Raw genomic sequence first — 16255 nt, 5'->3', positions numbered from 1 at the left:
GCTTATGGATTACATTTAATTTTTCATTTTGAGTAAGCGAAGACTGTTTAAAATAACAAGTAGCGCTGCTCCTGTATCGCTTAAGACGGCAATCCACAGAGTAAGCCACCCTGGAAAGATAAAAGCTAAGGCAATGACTTTAACAATAATAGAAAACCAAATGTTTTGTTTGATAACAGCTAACGCTTTACGGCTTAGCTTCATCGTATGAGGAAGCTTTTCTAAATTGTCTGCCATGAGAACAATATCAGCTGTTTCCATGGCCGTGTCAGTACCAGCACCGCCCATTGCAATGCCAAGATCAGCAGTAGCTAGAGCAGGGGCATCATTAATCCCATCTCCAACCATAGCCGTTTGATAGCCTTCATCTTGAAGCTGCTGTATGGCTTTCACTTTGTCTTCAGGCATCAAATCGGCGAAATAGCGGTCTATCCGAGACTGAGAAGCAATCATTTTAGCTGTTCCTTCGTTATCACCGGTTAACATCACAATTTGCTGCATACCGTTTTGTTTGAGGCTTTCTAAAGCAGATACGGTTGTATGTCTGATGGTATCAGCTACGCTAATAATACCTAGAACACTTTTAGCTGTTCCGACAATAATAATTGTTTTACCTTCGTTTTGAAGCTTTTCAATATGAGACCAGCAGTGGGATAGAGGTATTTCTAAATCTGAGAATAATTTTGCATTACCTGCGTAATAAACCGTTTCTTGAATTGTTGCCTGCACGCCTTTTCCTGTAAGGATTTTAAAATTTGATCCTTGTAAAGAACCGACTTTTTTCTCCTCTGCATAATCCACGATAGCACGGGCAATGGGGTGATTCGAATAGTCTTCAAGCGTTTTTGTTATCGCTAAAAGCTGATTTTCTTCAGCAGCAAGGGAAACAACCTCTGAAACGGCTGGTTTGCCTTCTGTTAGCGTTCCTGTTTTATCAAAAGCAATCGCATTGATTGCACCAGCTTTTTCTAAAAACGTCCCGCCTTTAATGAGCACGCCATTTTTCGCCGCATTTCCAATCGCAGATACAATGGCGACGGGAGTAGAAATGACTAGCGCACATGGACAAGCCACAACTAATAATTCAAGCCCCTTGTAAAACCACTCACTCCATGCACCATCAAACAGGGGAGGGATGACCATAATGAATAAAGCTAAAATAAAGACGATAGGCGTGTAAATGGTTGCAAATTTATCAACAAATGCTTGAGTAGGCGCTTTTTTCTCCTGTGCTTCTTCCACTAAATGAATAATTTTAGAAATCGTCGTATCTTCCACTAGCTTTGTTACCTTAATTTCTAACGATCCGCTTTCGTTAATGGTGCCTGCATAAACAGCATCACCGATTACTTTATCAACTGGAATAGATTCACCTGTAATAGGAGCTTGGTTAATACTGGATTCGCCGTTTATAATTTCACCATCTAGCGGAATTCGGTCTCCTGGCTTTACGACAATCGTAGTGCCGATTGAAATATCTCCCGCTGCTTTTTTAATCAGCTGGCCGTTTTCTTTCACCCATGCTTCAGAAGGAGCTAAGTCCATCAAACCTCGTATCGAGTTTCTTGTTTGTTCAATCGACCTTGTTTGCAGAGCAACACCTAAAGCAAATAGCCAAACGACCGTAGCACCTTCAAGCCATTCACCAATAACAGCTGCTCCAAGTGCTGCAACGGTCATTAAAACATTCATGTCTAAAGAACGGCTTTTAATTCCGTAATAAGCACTTTTAGCCGGCTTATATCCGCTGACAATCATGGCAATAGCGTAGAGTACAGTTATCATATAAGAAGCAATTCCTGTATGAGAACCGATAAAACCTAATGCGATGAAAATACCCGAAAAAACAATCGGTCCATTTTGCCCTTTATGGTGCCGCGACTCAGCAGACTGCCTGCTGCTAGTTACTAAAGTAGCGGTATACCCAGCTTTAGATACTTCTTTAATAATGTCATCGGCTTCGTTATCGTGCTCAATTTGTGCTTTTCCCGTTGAAAAGTTAACGCGTACATCTTTGACAGCAGGAACTGTTTTTAAATGATTCACAATCGTGTTCGCACAAGCCGCGCAGTCCATTCCTTCAATCAAATACGTTTTCATTTTTTTATTTGATTGGATAGCCTCAATGTTAAACCCTAGTTTTTCTACTGAGCTTGGAATGAGTGACAGAGCTGACTCACTTGTCGCCGCTACCTGGAGCTTTCCTGTATTATAGTTGAGAGTTACGTGTTGAATATCGTTTAATGTTTTTAAACTTTTTTCAATCGTCGCGGCGCAGGAAGGGCAATCCATTCCATATACGCGGTATTCAGCCGTTTCTTCTATGTCACTGTCGCCTGGTACTATATCGTGATCACTGCAGCAAGAATGCTGGCTTTTATCGGTCGTTAACGCAATCGCATCTGAACAACAGCTATGACTGTGTTCATGACTCTTTGTGCCACAGGAAGAAGGCTCTTCAGTAGATGCGGCTTCTGAAGAAGAGGAGCAGCAGGTCTTGCTTTCAATTTCTGCTGAAGAAGATCCGCTGCAGCAGCTTCCGGTATGCTGATGACTTTTTTTATCTTCGTGTTTCATTGTGTCCCACTCCCTATACGGTAAGAAAAACTTAAATGGTTACGTCTTCTTTTTTAGCAAACATGATATCAATTACTTGTTTAATATGTGCATCCCTTAAAGAATAAAAAGCTAACTTTCCTTCTTTGCGATAATTGGCAATTCCTATATTACGCAGCAGTCTTAAATGGTGAGAAGCAGTAGCAACCGTAGAGCCTACTATATTGGCTACGTCACATACACATAATTCCTCGCCTTTATACAGAGCCAAGACAATTTTAAGCCTCGTTTCATCTCCTAACGCTTTGAACAGGGCAGAAACACCTTGAACAGCTTCGGCATCGATAGCAGGCTTAATACGATTTACTTTTTCTTCATTAAAACAATAAATATCACAGCGGTCTTTTGGCATGATTTCCTCCTTCATTCAAACATTCAAATGATTGTTTGTTTATAATATATGTCAATTTTAAAAAATGTTCAAACATTTATTGAGTATTCGGAATTTTTTTCTGAGCAAAACATAAATATAGAAAGTATGCCTATTAGTGTATGTACTCTGTACTAAATGGTGCGGGCGAAAAGAGAATGACTTTACAGGCAGAACAAAACAAAAAGCCACCCCTGTAGGTAGCCTTTTAATGATTTTAAAAATGATAGAAATAATGAAATATAGCTTAGACTTTGTTTACTTAATTAGCGTTTTAATCGGTTAAATAATAAATCTGCTGAAGTATTTAACACCTTGTCCGACTCTTTTAATCGTTTGTCCGAGTTTTCTAAATAGGATTGAGCAGATAATACAACATCTAACGGATCCTTGACATTCTTCTTTTCGGTACATACTAAATGCCCTACACCATTTTTCCAATGAATCGTGCATTTAAAATTCACAAATGTATCATCGGTCGTTCTTAAACGCAAATGCCTGATGATGGGGTTAGATGAGGAGTGCTGTGACAGCATCCACATTGCTTGTTTCCGGTCGTCTTTATGAATAATGCTCCACAGACTGGAGACTGAAGAAAAATAAGAATGTGCTTGACTAGAAAAATGAAGGATTTCACCTTCTTGATTTAATTGAAAGTAAGGAACGGGGATCCATTTAAGTATGTTACTTTCCATCATGCACCTCTCCCAACTTAAGTAATCCCTTTTACCATATCACAATTACCTAATATTTGTATGATTTTTATTATTTTCCCTATGCTTTTCCCCGTTTTAAGCTGTAAAAGCTAAAGAATTATTCAGTTTAAAACACTTGAAAAAAGAACATATGTTCGGTAAACTAAAAATTAAAGGAGCGAATTCTATGCGACAGCTACTTCAAGAAAGCTACTCTTCAAAACGACCTGTTGAAATTATTTATATGGACGATAAAGGATGTTTGACACAGCGATTTATTATTGTGTATAAAATTTATCCTCAGAGCGTAAAAGCTTGGTGCTTACTAAGGAACGAGAAACGAACGTTTAAAATAGAGAATATTCTTTCATGCGGATTCAGCAATAAAAGGAAAAGCAGTTTTAGGCAGAAAGCTCACTCAATTTAAGAGGGGCTTTTTCATATCATTTCCTCTTATGGCGTGTGAGTTATTCTCATACACTATATCCACCAGAAAGGGGAATGAACATGACATTAAACCAAGGAAATAAAACTAAACACATCGCTAAAGTAAGAACGAAACAAACAGATATGACAATGCAGAGGGAGCAAAAGCAGCATCAGGCACAAAATGCATCTTTATCTCATAATAATTGTCGGGCAAATCTTGATGGAGATTGATTAAAAAAGGAAAGCTTCTGAAACTGAAGCTTTCCTTTTTTTGCATTAAGTTAACTCGTATTTTTCTGATCCAATTACAATATAGTCTCTTGCTTGATATATGAACTTTACTGATTTTTCACAAACTTCGTACGAGTAATTCTCTAAAACATTGCTTTTTTGATTAATGTAATGCATAAAAGCACGCTGAAAATAACCATTCTCCACAAAAAGTTCACCGGTTTTGCACAGTTTTTCATGTGCTTCTTCCAGCCATTTTGCAATTTGGCTGTCGTTGTTAGCAAATGTCAGGATGTGCGCATAGTGATCTGATAAATCTGTCATATCCTCTTTATCCTGGTCAAAATAAAACACTTTTTCTTTTTTTGACTGCAGCCTTTGTTTATGCAAAGTGATATTTTTTAACAGTTCTTTTTCAACGTCTTCTTCGGGACTTATATAGATGGGGCAGGTGCCTGCTACCTCACCTTGATCTGTAAATAATACAACATAGTACAAATCAAACATCATATCTCTCCCTTCACGTGTTCATACTATCCTATCTCGCATCCTTCATTTTTAGAATCATTTTTCTAACGTTTGTGCAACATTGGTTCTAATGTATTGTATTACTCATAAGCGAACCTCAGTTTTAACGGGAAAGAAAAGAGGAAATGAAAATAAAAATTCTGCGTTTCTTCATTATAATAAGAAAAAACGATCTGTTTACTAGTATTTAAATCTTTCGAAAAATCAAAATAAATAATGATTGATTTCGTCACTTTATTGTGGTTTCATAATAAAGTGTAAAAAGACCATTTTTCTTTCAGAGAGAAATGAGATAGAGTGCTTCTGTGTTGATTCTTTCTTTCGAATATAGTATACATACAGGGGTATAGAAATTAATTGGGAGGAAAACATGGCGATACTATATATGAGCATAGGTATTTTACTTTTATTAATGTGTTACAGTTTTTATAAACGCTATGTGCCGGTGCAGGGAATAAAGAAAGTGACGACCGTCGACTGTGCTTCTACAACAATTTCGTATGTAGATGTTCGTCATTTTCATGAAATGAAACAAAACCCCTGTCAAAAAGCAATCCATATTCCGCTTCCTTATTTAGAGAGACAGCATGAGGAAATTCCATATAAAGAAGTGGTTGTAATTGTTCCTGACAGCATTTCCCGAAATTTAAGCATTCGTCAGCTCAAAAAACATGGGTACCAGGTCAAGGGATACATGTGTGCGGAAAGATGTGTGTAATAAAAAGAACAGCAAATGACCCTTTATAGGGTTTCCTTTTGGAAAGCTGTGATATATAAGCTGAAAGATACCTGTGTCAAAACGGGTATCTTTTTTTGTTATGAAGATGAGAAGGGGGGGCAGGGATCGGTTTCTTTTGGTTCAACAGCTACTGAGTCTTTTAGCGTATTTTTATGACAAAAGGTTTGAAAAATCCCTTTTGTGGTAAAAAAAAACGTAGTTCTCCTAGTGCATAGACAGAGGTTTAATAGGAAGTTATAATTTAGGCAATTACATAAAAGGGGAGTAAGCTAAGGAAGGTGAATAGATGTGCGAAAGATAAAGCGGTTGCTATTTCTGTTCATTTGTATAGCGGTTGTAATTGTTGCGTATGAAATGATTCGATATCCGATTGAAAACAATGCGGCAAGTGTGCAGCAGCATTTGCGAAATTGGGAGCATAAAGAAAGTATTGATGGTTCTGCAAGGATTACGCTGCAAGATTTTAAACGGGTTGATCACTCTAATACATACATAGCCTTATTCTCCATACCTGGTGATAAAGAAGGAATGGCCGTATTGAAGCAAGGATGGAACAAACGCCTGCGTATTGAAGTCAGTACCAAAATGAGCAATTTAGTGGATTATGATGATATCCATACAAATAAAGGGACATATGCGCTGTTTACAGGAACAAATAGAAGTAAACAAATTGAGCGAGTAAAGGCGGCTTTAGTGCACGATACGTATACAATTGATGCCGCGGTTCCAAAAAGTGATTATTTTGTGCTGTATGAAAAAATACCGAGTCATATTAAACATCCGTTTCCAGCAACGACAACGCTGCTGGATAAAGCAGGGGATGATATCACGGTTAAAGAATTTATGGATCAAGAGCTGCGTGAGTAACACGCAGCTTTTTTCTGTAATAAAAAGCTTTTTAAAAAAATTCACGTTTTGTTCATATTTTCGAAAGAAAGAATTTTAAGCAAAAAAATCAAATATTTGCTACAAAATAAAAGGGAATTAACGGGCAAAATAAGTTTCATACAGGACGTCACATTTTCTTTGAAAATTTGTCACAAAATATTCAATTATGTCGATGTGTATTGATATATCAATGTTGAAGCAAACATGCAAAGCTAATTTTGCAGTTATTCCTAAAGAAATAGTTAAGAAATGGGAGCTGAATCCTTTTATTTACATTTATTCATACCAAATTATGTGATAGAATATCGCAAGGTTGAAGCACTCTAACCCCATTGGTACAGTCACTATATTAGAATATTTTTAATATAAAAAAATAAAGCAAAAGGGACGAAAAAAATGTCATTTTGTATTACAATAGTAGTGGCCTACAAATAAGGGGGAAGAGAGTCTGTATAAAAATGTCGTTATCTAGCGAAAGATAGCGCATTTTGAATGTTCATCAATATAGGCTTCGCATCATGTGTTGTTAGAAAGGAGAGTTTTAAGTGAAACCAAAAAAAGGATTTTGGAAGCTAGTAGGTTTACTATCTGCGCTTTCACTAGTATTTTTGAGCGGTTGTTCAAAACTTGCTGTATTGAACCCGCAAGGTCCTGTTGCAAAAACGCAATCTGATTTAATCATTTGGTCTATGTGGATGATGTTGATCGTGGTTGTTGTCGTATTTGCTATTTTTATATTTGTTCTTGTCAAATATCGTGAAAAACCTGAAAACATGGACTATGAGCCACCTGAGCAAGAAGGTAACTTAAAGATGGAGGTTATTTGGACAGCTTTCCCAATCATCATCTTAATTCTATTAGCAGTGCCAACTGTTAAAGCGATCTACTCTGCAGAAGAAGTACCGGCAGAATCAAAGGATAAAGATCCAATCGTGATTCACGTTACATCTGCAAACTGGAAATGGATTTTCAGCTATCCGGAACAAAATATCGAGACGGTTAACTATGTAAACATTCCAGCAGATACGCCAGTGAAATTTGAGTTAACGGCTCAAGGACCTATGAACTCATTCTGGGTACCAGAACTTGGCGGACAAAAATATTCGATGAACAATATGTCAATGCCATTATACTTAGAAGCTGATAAGCCTGGTTCTTATATGGGACGTAGTGCTAACTTCTCGGGTGAACATTTCACTCAAATGCAGTTCGAAGTTCAAGCTCAAACGGACAAAGACTTCAAAGAGTGGGTTAGTGATGTAAAAGGTACAGCTGGTAAACTGACTGAAAAGAAATATGATCAAATCCTAAGCCCAGGCGTTGTTGGTCGTCAAACTTACAACGGTACACATTTAAAATGGATTGACCATGCAAAAGATGTATACATTCCTGGCAAAGAGCTAGAACGTGGTACAGGACATGATCACAGCAAGATGAAAGAAGACGAAAAAACGAGTAATGAAGAAATGGAAAACATGGATCACTCAAATCATGAATAACATTCATTTATTACACTAAATAACGTAATGATTGGGGGAAGACATAATGAAGCTAGATGAATTTTTCGTCACTGGCGAACCTATGATTTACGCTGCTGACGCAGCAATCGCTATGACGGTCATCGGTATCGTTTTTGTCTTAACATATTTCAAGAAATGGAAATGGTTATGGACAGAATGGTTAACAACAGTTGACCATAAAAGACTCGGTGTCATGTACATCCTTTCAGCTGTATTAATGCTTTTCCGCGGCGGAATCGATGGAATCATGATGCGTATGCAGCTTGCATTCCCGGGTATGAATATTTTAGATGAACATCACTACAACGGAGTCTTCACGGCTCACGGTGTTATCATGATCTTATTCATGGCAATGCCATTTATTATCGGACTAATGAACGTAATCGTTCCATTACAAATTGGTGCGCGTGACGTAGCATATCCGTTCCTAAACGCAATTAGTTTCTGGACATTCTTTATGGGAGCAATGCTATTTAACCTTTCTTTCGTAATCGGAGGAGCTCCTGATGCAGGTTGGACAAGTTACTTCCCGCTTGCAGGTAAAGAATTCAGTGAAGGTATCGGAAATAACTTCTATGCCGTTTCACTACAGATTGCTGGTGCTGGTACATTAATGACTGGTATCAACTTCTTTGTAACAATCTTAAAAATGCGTGCCCCTGGCATGACAATGATGAAAATGCCAATGTTTACTTGGTCAATCTTCATCACATCAATTATTATTATTTTCGCGTTCCCTGTATTAACAGTAGCGCTTGCACTTATGACACTTGACCGTGTATTCGGAACAGCCTTCTTTACAATGGCTAACGGCGGTCTTCCAATGATGTGGGCTAACTTATTCTGGATTTGGGGTCACCCTGAAGTATATATCGTTATTTTACCGGTATTCGGTGTCTTCTCAGAAGTTATCAGTACACATTCTCGTAAGAACTTATTCGGTTATAAAGCAATGGTTGTATCAATGGTCGGTATCGCATTCTTAAGTTACCTTGTATGGGTGCATCACTTCTTTACAATGGGTAACTCACCGTCAGTTAACTCGTTCTTCTCAATTACAACGATGTTAATCGCCGTACCAACTGGAGTTAAAATCTTTAACTGGCTCTTTACAATGTATAAAGGCCGTATCAAATTTACGACTGCGATGCTTTGGTCATTAGCGTTTATTCCAAACTTCGTAATCGGTGGGGTAACAGGGGTTATGCTTGCGATGGCATCAGCCGATTATCAATATCATAACAGTTACTTCCTAATCGCTCACTTCCACTATGTATTAATCTCTGGTACAGTGTTTGGCTGTTTCGCAGGTTTATACTTCTGGTATCCAAAGATTTTCGGTCACACGTTGAACGAAAAATTAGGAAAAATTTCATTCTGGATTTTTGTTGTTGGATTTAACGTATGTTTCTTCCCACAATTCTTCCTAGGTTTAGACGGTATGACTCGTCGTATGCAAACTTATGCAGACAACCTTGGCTGGAACGGATTAAACTTAGTTTCAACAATTGGTGCATTCTTAATGGGTCTTGGCTTCTTCGTATTAGTAGTTAACTTATTATACAGTGCATGGAAAAACAAACGCGACACTGCAAACGATCCTTGGGATGGTCGTACACTTGAGTGGTGGACTAAATCACCAGTTCAAGCTTACAACTTTGCAGTAATTCCTCATGTGAAAGAAATGGATGCATTCTGGCACATGAAAAAACGTAATGAAACAGAAATTAAAGCAGAAGACTTAAAACCAATTCACTTACCAAGCAACTCTGGTGTGCCGTTTATCTCAGGTATTTTCTGGTTTATCGGTGGATTTGGCTTAGTGTTTGAATGGATTCCAATGGCAATTGTTGGATTAGCAGGTATTTTTGCTTGTATGCTTGCTCGTTCATTTGATTATGATCCGGGCTTCTATGTAAAAGTAGATGAAATCAAGAAGGTTGAAGGAATTACAGGGGGTGACAAATAATGGCAGGACATTTAGATAAATCATTGCCGTTAGAATACCAAGAAGAACAAAGTCGCCTGAATATCCTTGGATTCTGGATTTTCTTAGGTGCCGAGATCGCGTTGTTCTCTACGCTGTTCGTAACGTACTTAACGTACCATACGCGTACAGCGGGTGGCCCTACTGCAGAAGAACTGTTCGTTGTTAAAGATTTTATGATCGAAACGCTGTTACTACTATTCAGTAGTTTCACGATGGGAATTGCCATCTTTAAAATGCGTAATAATGATTTAAAAGGACTTTTAGTTTGGTTCGTGATTACGCTTGTTCTTGGTGGAGGATTCCTTTTCTACGAAATTCGTGAGTTTTACATGTACGCAGTTCACGAAGGTGCAACAATGCAAACAAGTGCCTTCTTATCAGGGTTCTTTACACTACTTGGAACGCACGGTCTTCACGTAACAGTCGGTGTATTCTGGGCAATCAGTATTATTATTCAATTAGTAAGACGAGGATTAACACCAGTTACTGCTCGTAAAGTATTTATTATCGGTTTATACTGGCATTTCCTTGATGTTGTATGGATCTTCATCTTCACGCTTGTATACTTGAACGGATTGGTGGGATAAGACATGGAAAATAAACAAGGCCAAAAAGCAGGTTTTCCGCTTAGTCATGTATTTGGGCTTATCCTTTCACTAGCCTTAACATTCGCAGCGCTTGGTTTAGTAGTGCTAGCTGATCTATCAAGAAGCATTACGATGACTCTTATCATGATCCTAGCGTTATTACAAGCAGCAATGCAGCTAGTAATGTTCATGCACATGACTGAAAGTGAAAATGGTAAAGTACAGGTTGCAAATATTCTTTACAGTTTCTTTATTGCACTTTGTATCGTTGTGGGTACACTGTGGATTCTTGCAGCTCACTTTAACCATTAAAAATAAAACCACTTACTTCGGTAAGTGGTTTATTTTTTTTCATTCAGTTTATATTTCAACGTTTGATATTCTCCCGTGGGAACTTTTTTTACTACTTTTCCTTTATCATCTCTATAAACATTTACTTGTTCGTACACTTCAATTCGGTATCCGCCTCTTTTTTCTGTTTTAACATGAACTTCTTTGACCGACATGTTTAATTGTTCCGCCTTGTCTTCATCTGCAGAGGTTTCAACAGCTCCTCCATCAAGTGAAAGGTGAGATAGACTGTTAAACGACTGCTGGGAATTGTTATCAACATAGCTTGTCACGACTAAAATGCCGGCAAAAAACAATACTAGAAAAAGCGTCCGGACTTTCATCTTCATCTTAAAACACCCCCGTAAACTGACAAATCAGCACGACTGCACCTAATATCCAAACGTAAATTGCAAACGTTTTTAATGAATGATGCTTTAAATAATTGATCATCCATTTTACCGCTACATAACCAAATAAAGCAGATGAAAAGGTGGCAACGAATAAAAAGAAAACGGAAAGCTGCTCGACTTCACCTGTGACTACATCTTTTAACTGAAGTAACACCGCTCCGCAAATGGCGGGAGTCGACAATAAAAATGAAAAGTAAGCGGCTGTTTCACGGTCTAATTTTCGCATTAACGCAGCTACCATGGTTAAACCAGATCGAGATACAGCAGGGAATATCGCAGCTGCTTGAAACGAGCCGATAAAAAAGGCATCTCCGTATGAAATATGATCCATTTTTTTATAGCCATTTTTTACGGAATCACCAAACCATAACAGCAGTCCTGTCGCAAGAAATTCCCAGCCGATCGTTAAGCCAGATTTAGAAATACTGTCAAAATAGTCTTTGAACAAAAGACCAATCGCAACTGCAGGGATCGTTCCCATTACTAAAAGCCCTGTAAGCTTGCTAAAGGGATAACGAATAATATGCCATAGCTCACGCTTATAAAAGACAAATACAGCAAGCAGAGTGCCCATATGCAGCATCGTATCTAGATACAATCCTGCATCGTCTAAGCCAAATAAGTGGCGCCCTAAATACAAATGCCCCGTGCTGCTTATCGGTAAAAACTCTGTAAGCCCTTGAATGATTCCCAAAATAAATGCTTCAAACCACGACATCTTATCACCTCATACAGCGTGTCCTTATTAGTAGTGTATAGAGGAAGTTCTGAGAACATGACAAAAACATGGAAGTATAGGCATTCATTTAGTGAAATAAATACATAAAAATAGGTCATAGTATAAGAAGAGACGACCATTCTTATCTCCATCTCATCCACAATGAATGGAAAGAGGTGCTAAAAATGATACGAAAATGGGTGGCTGTATGCGTCGTATTCGCTGCTTTTATTTTTCCGCAGGCAGTAAATGCTGAACAGCCAAAAGTAGAGATATTTCAAATTGAAACGGGCAGAGTCGTTCGTTCAACGCTCAAACCTCCAAATGTTCAAAAAGAAGCTGAAAAAAGTATTGCTTCCATTACTGGTTTATATAAAAAGGCAAGTCCGCTTCCTAAAAAAGGCTATCTTGTTAAAGTACCTCTTGATCCAGCCTTAAAAATTGAAAATAGTGCGGTCAACACGCTGGCAAGTGAAGTTATTTTTGTTCTTGAGCCGAACCAAAAGCCAATCATGATGGTATTTGACAATGAAAATAGAACCTATTTTTTTGAATTCACTCATGATTTAACTCTTCTCAGAAAAGCATTACAGCTATAAGTCATCGAAATGATGGCTTTTTTTTACATAGACAGTTGACAGTTTATTATGATAAATGTAATATATTTAGAAAAGTCAGAAATAATAAGGGGGAGAATTATGTGATAGCTCTACGACCGTTCTCCAAAAAAGACTTTAAACAGCTAATGGATTGGATTCCCTCCGAGTCATTTATGGTGCAATGGAGCGGCTCTAGCTTTTCTTTTCCGCTTACTCCTAGACAGTTAAAACACTACATTCGATATGCAAATGAAGATGGTGCTTCTACCTATGCTTTTTCCGTCATAGATGAAAATGAACAGCTTATTGGGCATATTTCTCTTGCTCATATTGATTATTATCATAAAACAGGAAGAATTGGCCGAGTGCTGCTTGGTGAAGAGTATAGAGGAAAAGGGCTTTGCTCGCACATGTTTGAAAAAGTGTTAGCTTTCGGTTTTGAAGAACTGGGTCTTCACCGAATTTCGCTCGGCGTCTTTGATTTTAACGAGCGGGCGATTCAGTCCTATGAACGAATTGGCTTTACACGCGAAGGCCTTCTTCGAGATGTCCGGCTTGTAGATGGACAGTACTGGAGCTTAATTGAAATGAGTATGTTAGAAAGTGAATGGGCACAGCGTGATGTGCATCAAAAATCAAGCTAAAATCTACTAGTGAAAAGCCAGCTTCTCAACAAGCAGGCTTTTTTGACGTATGCTTAAATTTCTCTAAAAAGGTATAAATTTTCATTCATTAAGGCATATAGAGAGTAAGTGACGTGTAAAGGAGACCGTATGAATGAAAAAATACAAAATAGGGATCTTAGCGGCATGTATTTTACTTTTAGGAACCGCTGGATTTGGAATTGCCTATCAACAGGAAACATCTGCTAAAGAGCAGCCTCACTCGTTTAATGTACTGGTTATGGGCGTAGATGAAAGGCCAGGAGATACAGGCCGCTCAGATGTATTAATGGTGGTCAACTTAGATACGAGCCACAATAAAGCAAAAGTTATGCCGATCCCTAGAGATACGCGCGTGCACATTGATGGAAAAGGACCGGATGAGAAAATTAATCATGCTTATCGATACGGAGGCATTCCTTTAACCGTGCGCACGGTTGAGAACTTCTTAGATATCGATGTCGATTATTATGTGAAAGTAAATATGGAAGGCTTTAAAGATGTAGTAGATGAACTTGGCGGAGTATACGTTAAGAACCCGTTTCCTTTTGTGTTTGATTCATTTATCTTTCCTGAAGGAGAAAATGCGTTGAACGGCGAAAAAGCTCTTGCCTATGTGCGGATGAGACACGAAGATCCAAAAGGAGATTTAGGTAGAAATAATCGCCAGCGCCAAGTAGTGGAAGCTCTATTAGATAAAGGAATGAACATGTCAACGGTGAAAAACATTCCAAGTCTCCTCACGCTTGTAAAGAAGCATATTCGAACGAATATTGATGTCAGCGATGCATTTACGATGTATAACGTTATTAAGAAGGGCCGGCCTGATTTCGAAACGGTAACCGTAAAAGGAGAAGGACAAATGGTAGATGGTACATGGTATTATGTTGTCAAACCATCTGAAAAAAAACAGCTGAGCGCTATGTTTCAACAAACCCATTAATAAGAAAGAGGACTGAAGAAATTCAGCCCTCTTTTTATTCACCAATTTCTTCTTGACGCTGCAAGCAGGAAATTTGTTTTTTCTCTGGATGGACACCAAATGTATAGCCCCACGTTTGCAATTTATCTAGAATGATTTCGTCTTTTTTAAAGCCAAAGATCATCACTACATCTTGGTTTTCATCTAAAAGCAAATACTTTTCATCTTTGCGCCACATCGTTAAGTTTGACGCATAGAAAAGATTCCAGCCGTTATTCATGCGATGACCGGTTGCTTGGTTTTTATAGTTGACAATCATATTTCTTCCTCCATTAGTGAATCTTTCTAAAAGTAAAACTTCAAAGAATATTATAAACGTTCTATTCCTAGAAATCTATTATTTATCCTGTTGAGGGGAAATCGCCGTGATATTTATAAAATACATGTGATAAAAGATTTAGTATATAGGGATATATTTGGATAAAACGAGAATTAATAAGTAATAAAACGGAGAAAAGAAGGGTCTAAAAGCATATATAATTGAAAAAATTATAAGTTATCTAGCTTTAAAGACTTAAAAACACGCTTTTCAGACCATGGACATGCTTTTTCAAATTTCTACCTACAAGAAAGAAGGCAGAGGTGCGAAATGTGTAGGTGAATCTAAATGAGTTTACGGTAAACATGAGGCCCCAAAACGTGGTACACGCTAGAAAAGGGGGAAATTCAACGATGTCAAAAAAAGCGCTATGGATTAAAAATGCTTCGCAAGTTGTAACGGTCAAAGAAAATAAAGGTCCTTTAGCTGGAAGAGAAATGAGAAACTTAACGGTGATTGAAAATGGCTCAGTCTGGATAGAAGGAGATCAAATTGTGACCGTAGGTACAACAAAAGAGCTAGAACAAAAATATGAAAGGGAAAGAAATGACGCAACGATTATTGATGCTTCTCATAAAATTGTGACTCCGGGTCTGATTGATCCCCATACACACGCTGTGTACGCTGGCTCGCGTGAAGAAGAATTTTATAGGCGGTTTGAAAGGCCAACTTCTTACTTGGATTTATTAGAAGAAGGTGGAGGTATTCACTCCACTGTCGTTCAAACACAGGAAGAGTATGCGTACCGGATTTATCAGCAGAGCTATGAGCGTCTTACGTCTTTTCTAGCTCACGGAGTCACAACTATAGAAGTGAAAAGCGGGTATGGCTTAGAACTAGAAACAGAACTAAAGCAGCTGCAAATCGCTAAAATGCTGAACGATACGCACGCAGTTGATGTAATAAGTACCTTTTTAGGCGCACACGTCGTACCTCTTATATATAAAAAAGATACGCAGAAATACGTCAGTTTACTTATTCACGAAATGATTCCTCAAATTTCTTCTTATAAGCTTGCAGCATTTAATGATGCTGTATGTCTTCCAAATGCTTTTTCATTCAAACAATGTCAAGAAATACTAGAAGCCGGGAAAAGCCATGGCATGCTTCCTAAAATACATGCCGACCCCTTTGAATACTGCCGAGGAGCGGAGCTCGCAGCAGAGGTAGGAGCGATATCAGCAGATTATCTTTTGTATGCTTCTGATGAAGGATTAAAGAAACTGGCTGAAAAGCGGATCGTAGCGACACTTTTACCGGGGAATTCCTTATTTGTTGGAATGAAATGGCCAGATGCTAGAAAAATGATCGATTTAGGAGTGCCGGTTACTCTTTCTACAGACTGCAATCCTGGTTCGTCTCCAACGACTTCACAGCAATTTGTGATGAACCTGGCATGTATGAATATGAACATGAGTCCTGAAGAAGTGCTTGTAGCCACAACTATTAACGCAGCTCATGCTATTAATCAAGGAGATAAGATTGGGAGTATTGAAGCCGGAAAACAGGCTGACTTAGCGATTTTTAATGTCCCTAGTTATCGAACCCTTCAATATCAGTATGGCTTAAATCATATTGACTGCGTAGTGAAAAAAGGAAAAGTAGTTGTAGAAAACGGAAAAGTTTTGTAAAACAAGTT

19 protein-coding genes are annotated in these 16255 nt (G+C 38.2%); 12 read left to right on the top strand and 7 right to left on the bottom strand.

Annotation, left to right across the window (positions count from 1 at the left end; translation table 11 throughout):
• Positions 1–15: 15 nt before the first annotated feature.
• The 3 genes from BG04_RS00785 to BG04_RS00775 all read right to left on the bottom strand — a co-directional run bounded on the left by BG04_RS00785 (position 16) and on the right by BG04_RS00775 (position 3684).
• The gene (locus BG04_RS00785) at positions 16–2577 is read right to left on the bottom strand and encodes a heavy metal translocating P-type ATPase (protein WP_034650653.1); all 2562 of its coding nucleotides are present in this window, start codon (positions 2575–2577) and stop codon (positions 16–18) included.
• Positions 2578–2608: 31 nt separating this feature from the next.
• Entirely contained in the window at positions 2609–2968 is a 360-nt protein-coding gene (locus tag BG04_RS00780) for an ArsR/SmtB family transcription factor (RefSeq protein WP_013057833.1), read from the bottom strand.
• 284 nt (positions 2969–3252) lie between these two features.
• Positions 3253–3684 carry a PAS domain-containing protein gene (locus tag BG04_RS00775; RefSeq protein ID WP_034650655.1) on the bottom strand — a complete coding sequence of 144 codons (432 nt, stop codon included), beginning with the start codon at positions 3682–3684 and terminating at the stop codon, positions 3253–3255.
• A gap of 184 nt (positions 3685–3868) precedes the next feature.
• Here BG04_RS00775 and BG04_RS00770 point away from each other — a divergent pair, with 184 nt between their 5' ends.
• Together BG04_RS00770 and BG04_RS30790 are read left to right on the top strand one after the other, a co-directional pair.
• Positions 3869–4108, top strand: coding sequence for a hypothetical protein (locus BG04_RS00770; protein ID WP_025751108.1), 240 nt, complete (start codon positions 3869–3871; stop codon positions 4106–4108).
• An 80-nt stretch (positions 4109–4188) separates the two neighbouring features.
• Entirely contained in the window at positions 4189–4341 is a 153-nt protein-coding gene (locus BG04_RS30790) for a hypothetical protein (RefSeq protein ID WP_168797089.1), read from the top strand.
• A 45-nt stretch (positions 4342–4386) separates the two neighbouring features.
• On the opposite strand, the gene BG04_RS00765 is transcribed toward BG04_RS30790, so the two are convergent.
• Positions 4387–4851 carry a hypothetical protein gene (locus BG04_RS00765; protein ID WP_236702274.1) on the bottom strand — a complete coding sequence of 155 codons (465 nt, stop codon included), beginning with the start codon at positions 4849–4851 and terminating at the stop codon, positions 4387–4389.
• A 388-nt stretch (positions 4852–5239) separates the two neighbouring features.
• On the opposite strand from BG04_RS00765, the gene BG04_RS00760 reads away from it, so the two are divergent.
• The 6 genes from BG04_RS00760 (at position 5240) to qoxD (ending at position 10905) form a co-directional block, all read left to right on the top strand.
• Positions 5240–5587 (top strand): rhodanese-like domain-containing protein, encoded by a 348-nt coding sequence (locus BG04_RS00760; protein WP_013083897.1) that lies wholly within the window; start codon positions 5240–5242, stop codon positions 5585–5587.
• A 309-nt stretch (positions 5588–5896) separates the two neighbouring features.
• On the top strand, positions 5897–6475 hold the full coding sequence (locus BG04_RS00755) for a hypothetical protein (protein WP_013057828.1): 579 nt from the start codon (positions 5897–5899) through the stop codon (positions 6473–6475).
• 566 nt (positions 6476–7041) lie between these two features.
• Positions 7042–7995 carry a cytochrome aa3 quinol oxidase subunit II gene (qoxA, locus tag BG04_RS00750; protein ID WP_013057827.1) on the top strand — a complete coding sequence of 318 codons (954 nt, stop codon included), beginning with the start codon at positions 7042–7044 and terminating at the stop codon, positions 7993–7995.
• Between the two features lie 46 nt (positions 7996–8041).
• Positions 8042–9985 (top strand): cytochrome aa3 quinol oxidase subunit I, encoded by a 1944-nt coding sequence (qoxB, locus tag BG04_RS00745; RefSeq protein ID WP_013083896.1) that lies wholly within the window; start codon positions 8042–8044, stop codon positions 9983–9985.
• Positions 9985–10593 (top strand): cytochrome aa3 quinol oxidase subunit III, encoded by a 609-nt coding sequence (qoxC, locus tag BG04_RS00740; RefSeq protein WP_013057825.1) that lies wholly within the window; start codon positions 9985–9987, stop codon positions 10591–10593. The genes qoxB and qoxC overlap by 1 nt, the downstream gene beginning before the upstream one ends.
• 3 nt (positions 10594–10596) lie before the next feature.
• Positions 10597–10905: a cytochrome aa3 quinol oxidase subunit IV gene (gene qoxD, locus BG04_RS00735; RefSeq protein ID WP_013057824.1), complete on the top strand. Its 309-nt coding sequence runs from the start codon at positions 10597–10599 to the stop codon at positions 10903–10905.
• Between the two features lie 29 nt (positions 10906–10934).
• On the opposite strand, the gene BG04_RS00730 is transcribed toward qoxD, so the two are convergent.
• The gene (locus BG04_RS00730) at positions 10935–11273 is read right to left on the bottom strand and encodes a hypothetical protein (RefSeq protein ID WP_034650661.1); all 339 of its coding nucleotides are present in this window, start codon (positions 11271–11273) and stop codon (positions 10935–10937) included.
• Between the two features lies 1 nt (position 11274).
• On the bottom strand, positions 11275–12054 hold the full coding sequence (locus BG04_RS00725; protein ID WP_034650663.1) for an undecaprenyl-diphosphate phosphatase: 780 nt from the start codon (positions 12052–12054) through the stop codon (positions 11275–11277).
• A gap of 185 nt (positions 12055–12239) precedes the next feature.
• Between BG04_RS00725 and BG04_RS00720 the strand changes: the two genes are divergently transcribed.
• The 3 genes from BG04_RS00720 to BG04_RS00710 all read left to right on the top strand — a co-directional run bounded on the left by BG04_RS00720 (position 12240) and on the right by BG04_RS00710 (position 14258).
• Positions 12240–12653 (top strand): hypothetical protein, encoded by a 414-nt coding sequence (locus tag BG04_RS00720; protein ID WP_034650665.1) that lies wholly within the window; start codon positions 12240–12242, stop codon positions 12651–12653.
• Positions 12654–12754: 101 nt separating this feature from the next.
• Positions 12755–13297, top strand: coding sequence for a GNAT family N-acetyltransferase (locus BG04_RS00715; RefSeq protein WP_016764789.1), 543 nt, complete (start codon positions 12755–12757; stop codon positions 13295–13297).
• Between the two features lie 133 nt (positions 13298–13430).
• Entirely contained in the window at positions 13431–14258 is an 828-nt protein-coding gene (locus tag BG04_RS00710; protein ID WP_034650667.1) for an LCP family protein, read from the top strand.
• A 34-nt stretch (positions 14259–14292) separates the two neighbouring features.
• Here BG04_RS00710 and BG04_RS00705 read toward each other — a convergent pair whose 3' ends face one another.
• Entirely contained in the window at positions 14293–14556 is a 264-nt protein-coding gene (locus BG04_RS00705; RefSeq protein WP_013057818.1) for a hypothetical protein, read from the bottom strand.
• Positions 14557–14969: 413 nt separating this feature from the next.
• Here BG04_RS00705 and hutI point away from each other — a divergent pair, with 413 nt between their 5' ends.
• On the top strand, positions 14970–16247 hold the full coding sequence (hutI, locus tag BG04_RS00700; protein WP_034650669.1) for an imidazolonepropionase: 1278 nt from the start codon (positions 14970–14972) through the stop codon (positions 16245–16247).
• Positions 16248–16255: the final 8 nt, after the last annotated feature.

It is taken from the genome of Priestia megaterium NBRC 15308 = ATCC 14581 (assembly GCF_000832985.1).
GTDB lineage: Bacteria > Bacillota > Bacilli > Bacillales > Bacillaceae_H > Priestia > Priestia megaterium.
The sequence above is the reverse complement of the archived record's forward strand: the minus strand, read 5'-3'. Positions and strand labels throughout refer to the sequence as shown.

What these genes read in the sequence shown, in the direction of transcription:
- BG04_RS00785 (WP_034650653.1), bottom strand. Translation starts at nt 2,577, where the DNA reads ATGAAACACGAAGATAAAAAAAGTCATCAGCATACCGGAAGCTGCTGC.
- BG04_RS00780 (WP_013057833.1), bottom strand. Translation starts at nt 2,968, where the DNA reads ATGCCAAAAGACCGCTGTGATATTTATTGTTTTAATGAAGAAAAAGTA.
- BG04_RS00775 (WP_034650655.1), bottom strand. Translation starts at nt 3,684, where the DNA reads ATGATGGAAAGTAACATACTTAAATGGATCCCCGTTCCTTACTTTCAA.
- BG04_RS00770 (WP_025751108.1), top strand. Translation starts at nt 3,869, where the DNA reads ATGCGACAGCTACTTCAAGAAAGCTACTCTTCAAAACGACCTGTTGAA.
- BG04_RS30790 (WP_168797089.1), top strand. Translation starts at nt 4,189, where the DNA reads ATGACATTAAACCAAGGAAATAAAACTAAACACATCGCTAAAGTAAGA.
- BG04_RS00765 (WP_236702274.1), bottom strand. Translation starts at nt 4,851, where the DNA reads ATGATGTTTGATTTGTACTATGTTGTATTATTTACAGATCAAGGTGAG.
- BG04_RS00760 (WP_013083897.1), top strand. Translation starts at nt 5,240, where the DNA reads ATGGCGATACTATATATGAGCATAGGTATTTTACTTTTATTAATGTGT.
- qoxB (WP_013083896.1), top strand. Translation starts at nt 8,042, where the DNA reads ATGAAGCTAGATGAATTTTTCGTCACTGGCGAACCTATGATTTACGCT.
- qoxC (WP_013057825.1), top strand. Translation starts at nt 9,985, where the DNA reads ATGGCAGGACATTTAGATAAATCATTGCCGTTAGAATACCAAGAAGAA.
- qoxD (WP_013057824.1), top strand. Translation starts at nt 10,597, where the DNA reads ATGGAAAATAAACAAGGCCAAAAAGCAGGTTTTCCGCTTAGTCATGTA.
- BG04_RS00730 (WP_034650661.1), bottom strand. Translation starts at nt 11,273, where the DNA reads ATGAAGATGAAAGTCCGGACGCTTTTTCTAGTATTGTTTTTTGCCGGC.
- BG04_RS00725 (WP_034650663.1), bottom strand. Translation starts at nt 12,054, where the DNA reads ATGTCGTGGTTTGAAGCATTTATTTTGGGAATCATTCAAGGGCTTACA.
- BG04_RS00720 (WP_034650665.1), top strand. Translation starts at nt 12,240, where the DNA reads ATGATACGAAAATGGGTGGCTGTATGCGTCGTATTCGCTGCTTTTATT.
- BG04_RS00710 (WP_034650667.1), top strand. Translation starts at nt 13,431, where the DNA reads ATGAAAAAATACAAAATAGGGATCTTAGCGGCATGTATTTTACTTTTA.
- BG04_RS00705 (WP_013057818.1), bottom strand. Translation starts at nt 14,556, where the DNA reads ATGATTGTCAACTATAAAAACCAAGCAACCGGTCATCGCATGAATAAC.
- hutI (WP_034650669.1), top strand. Translation starts at nt 14,970, where the DNA reads ATGTCAAAAAAAGCGCTATGGATTAAAAATGCTTCGCAAGTTGTAACG.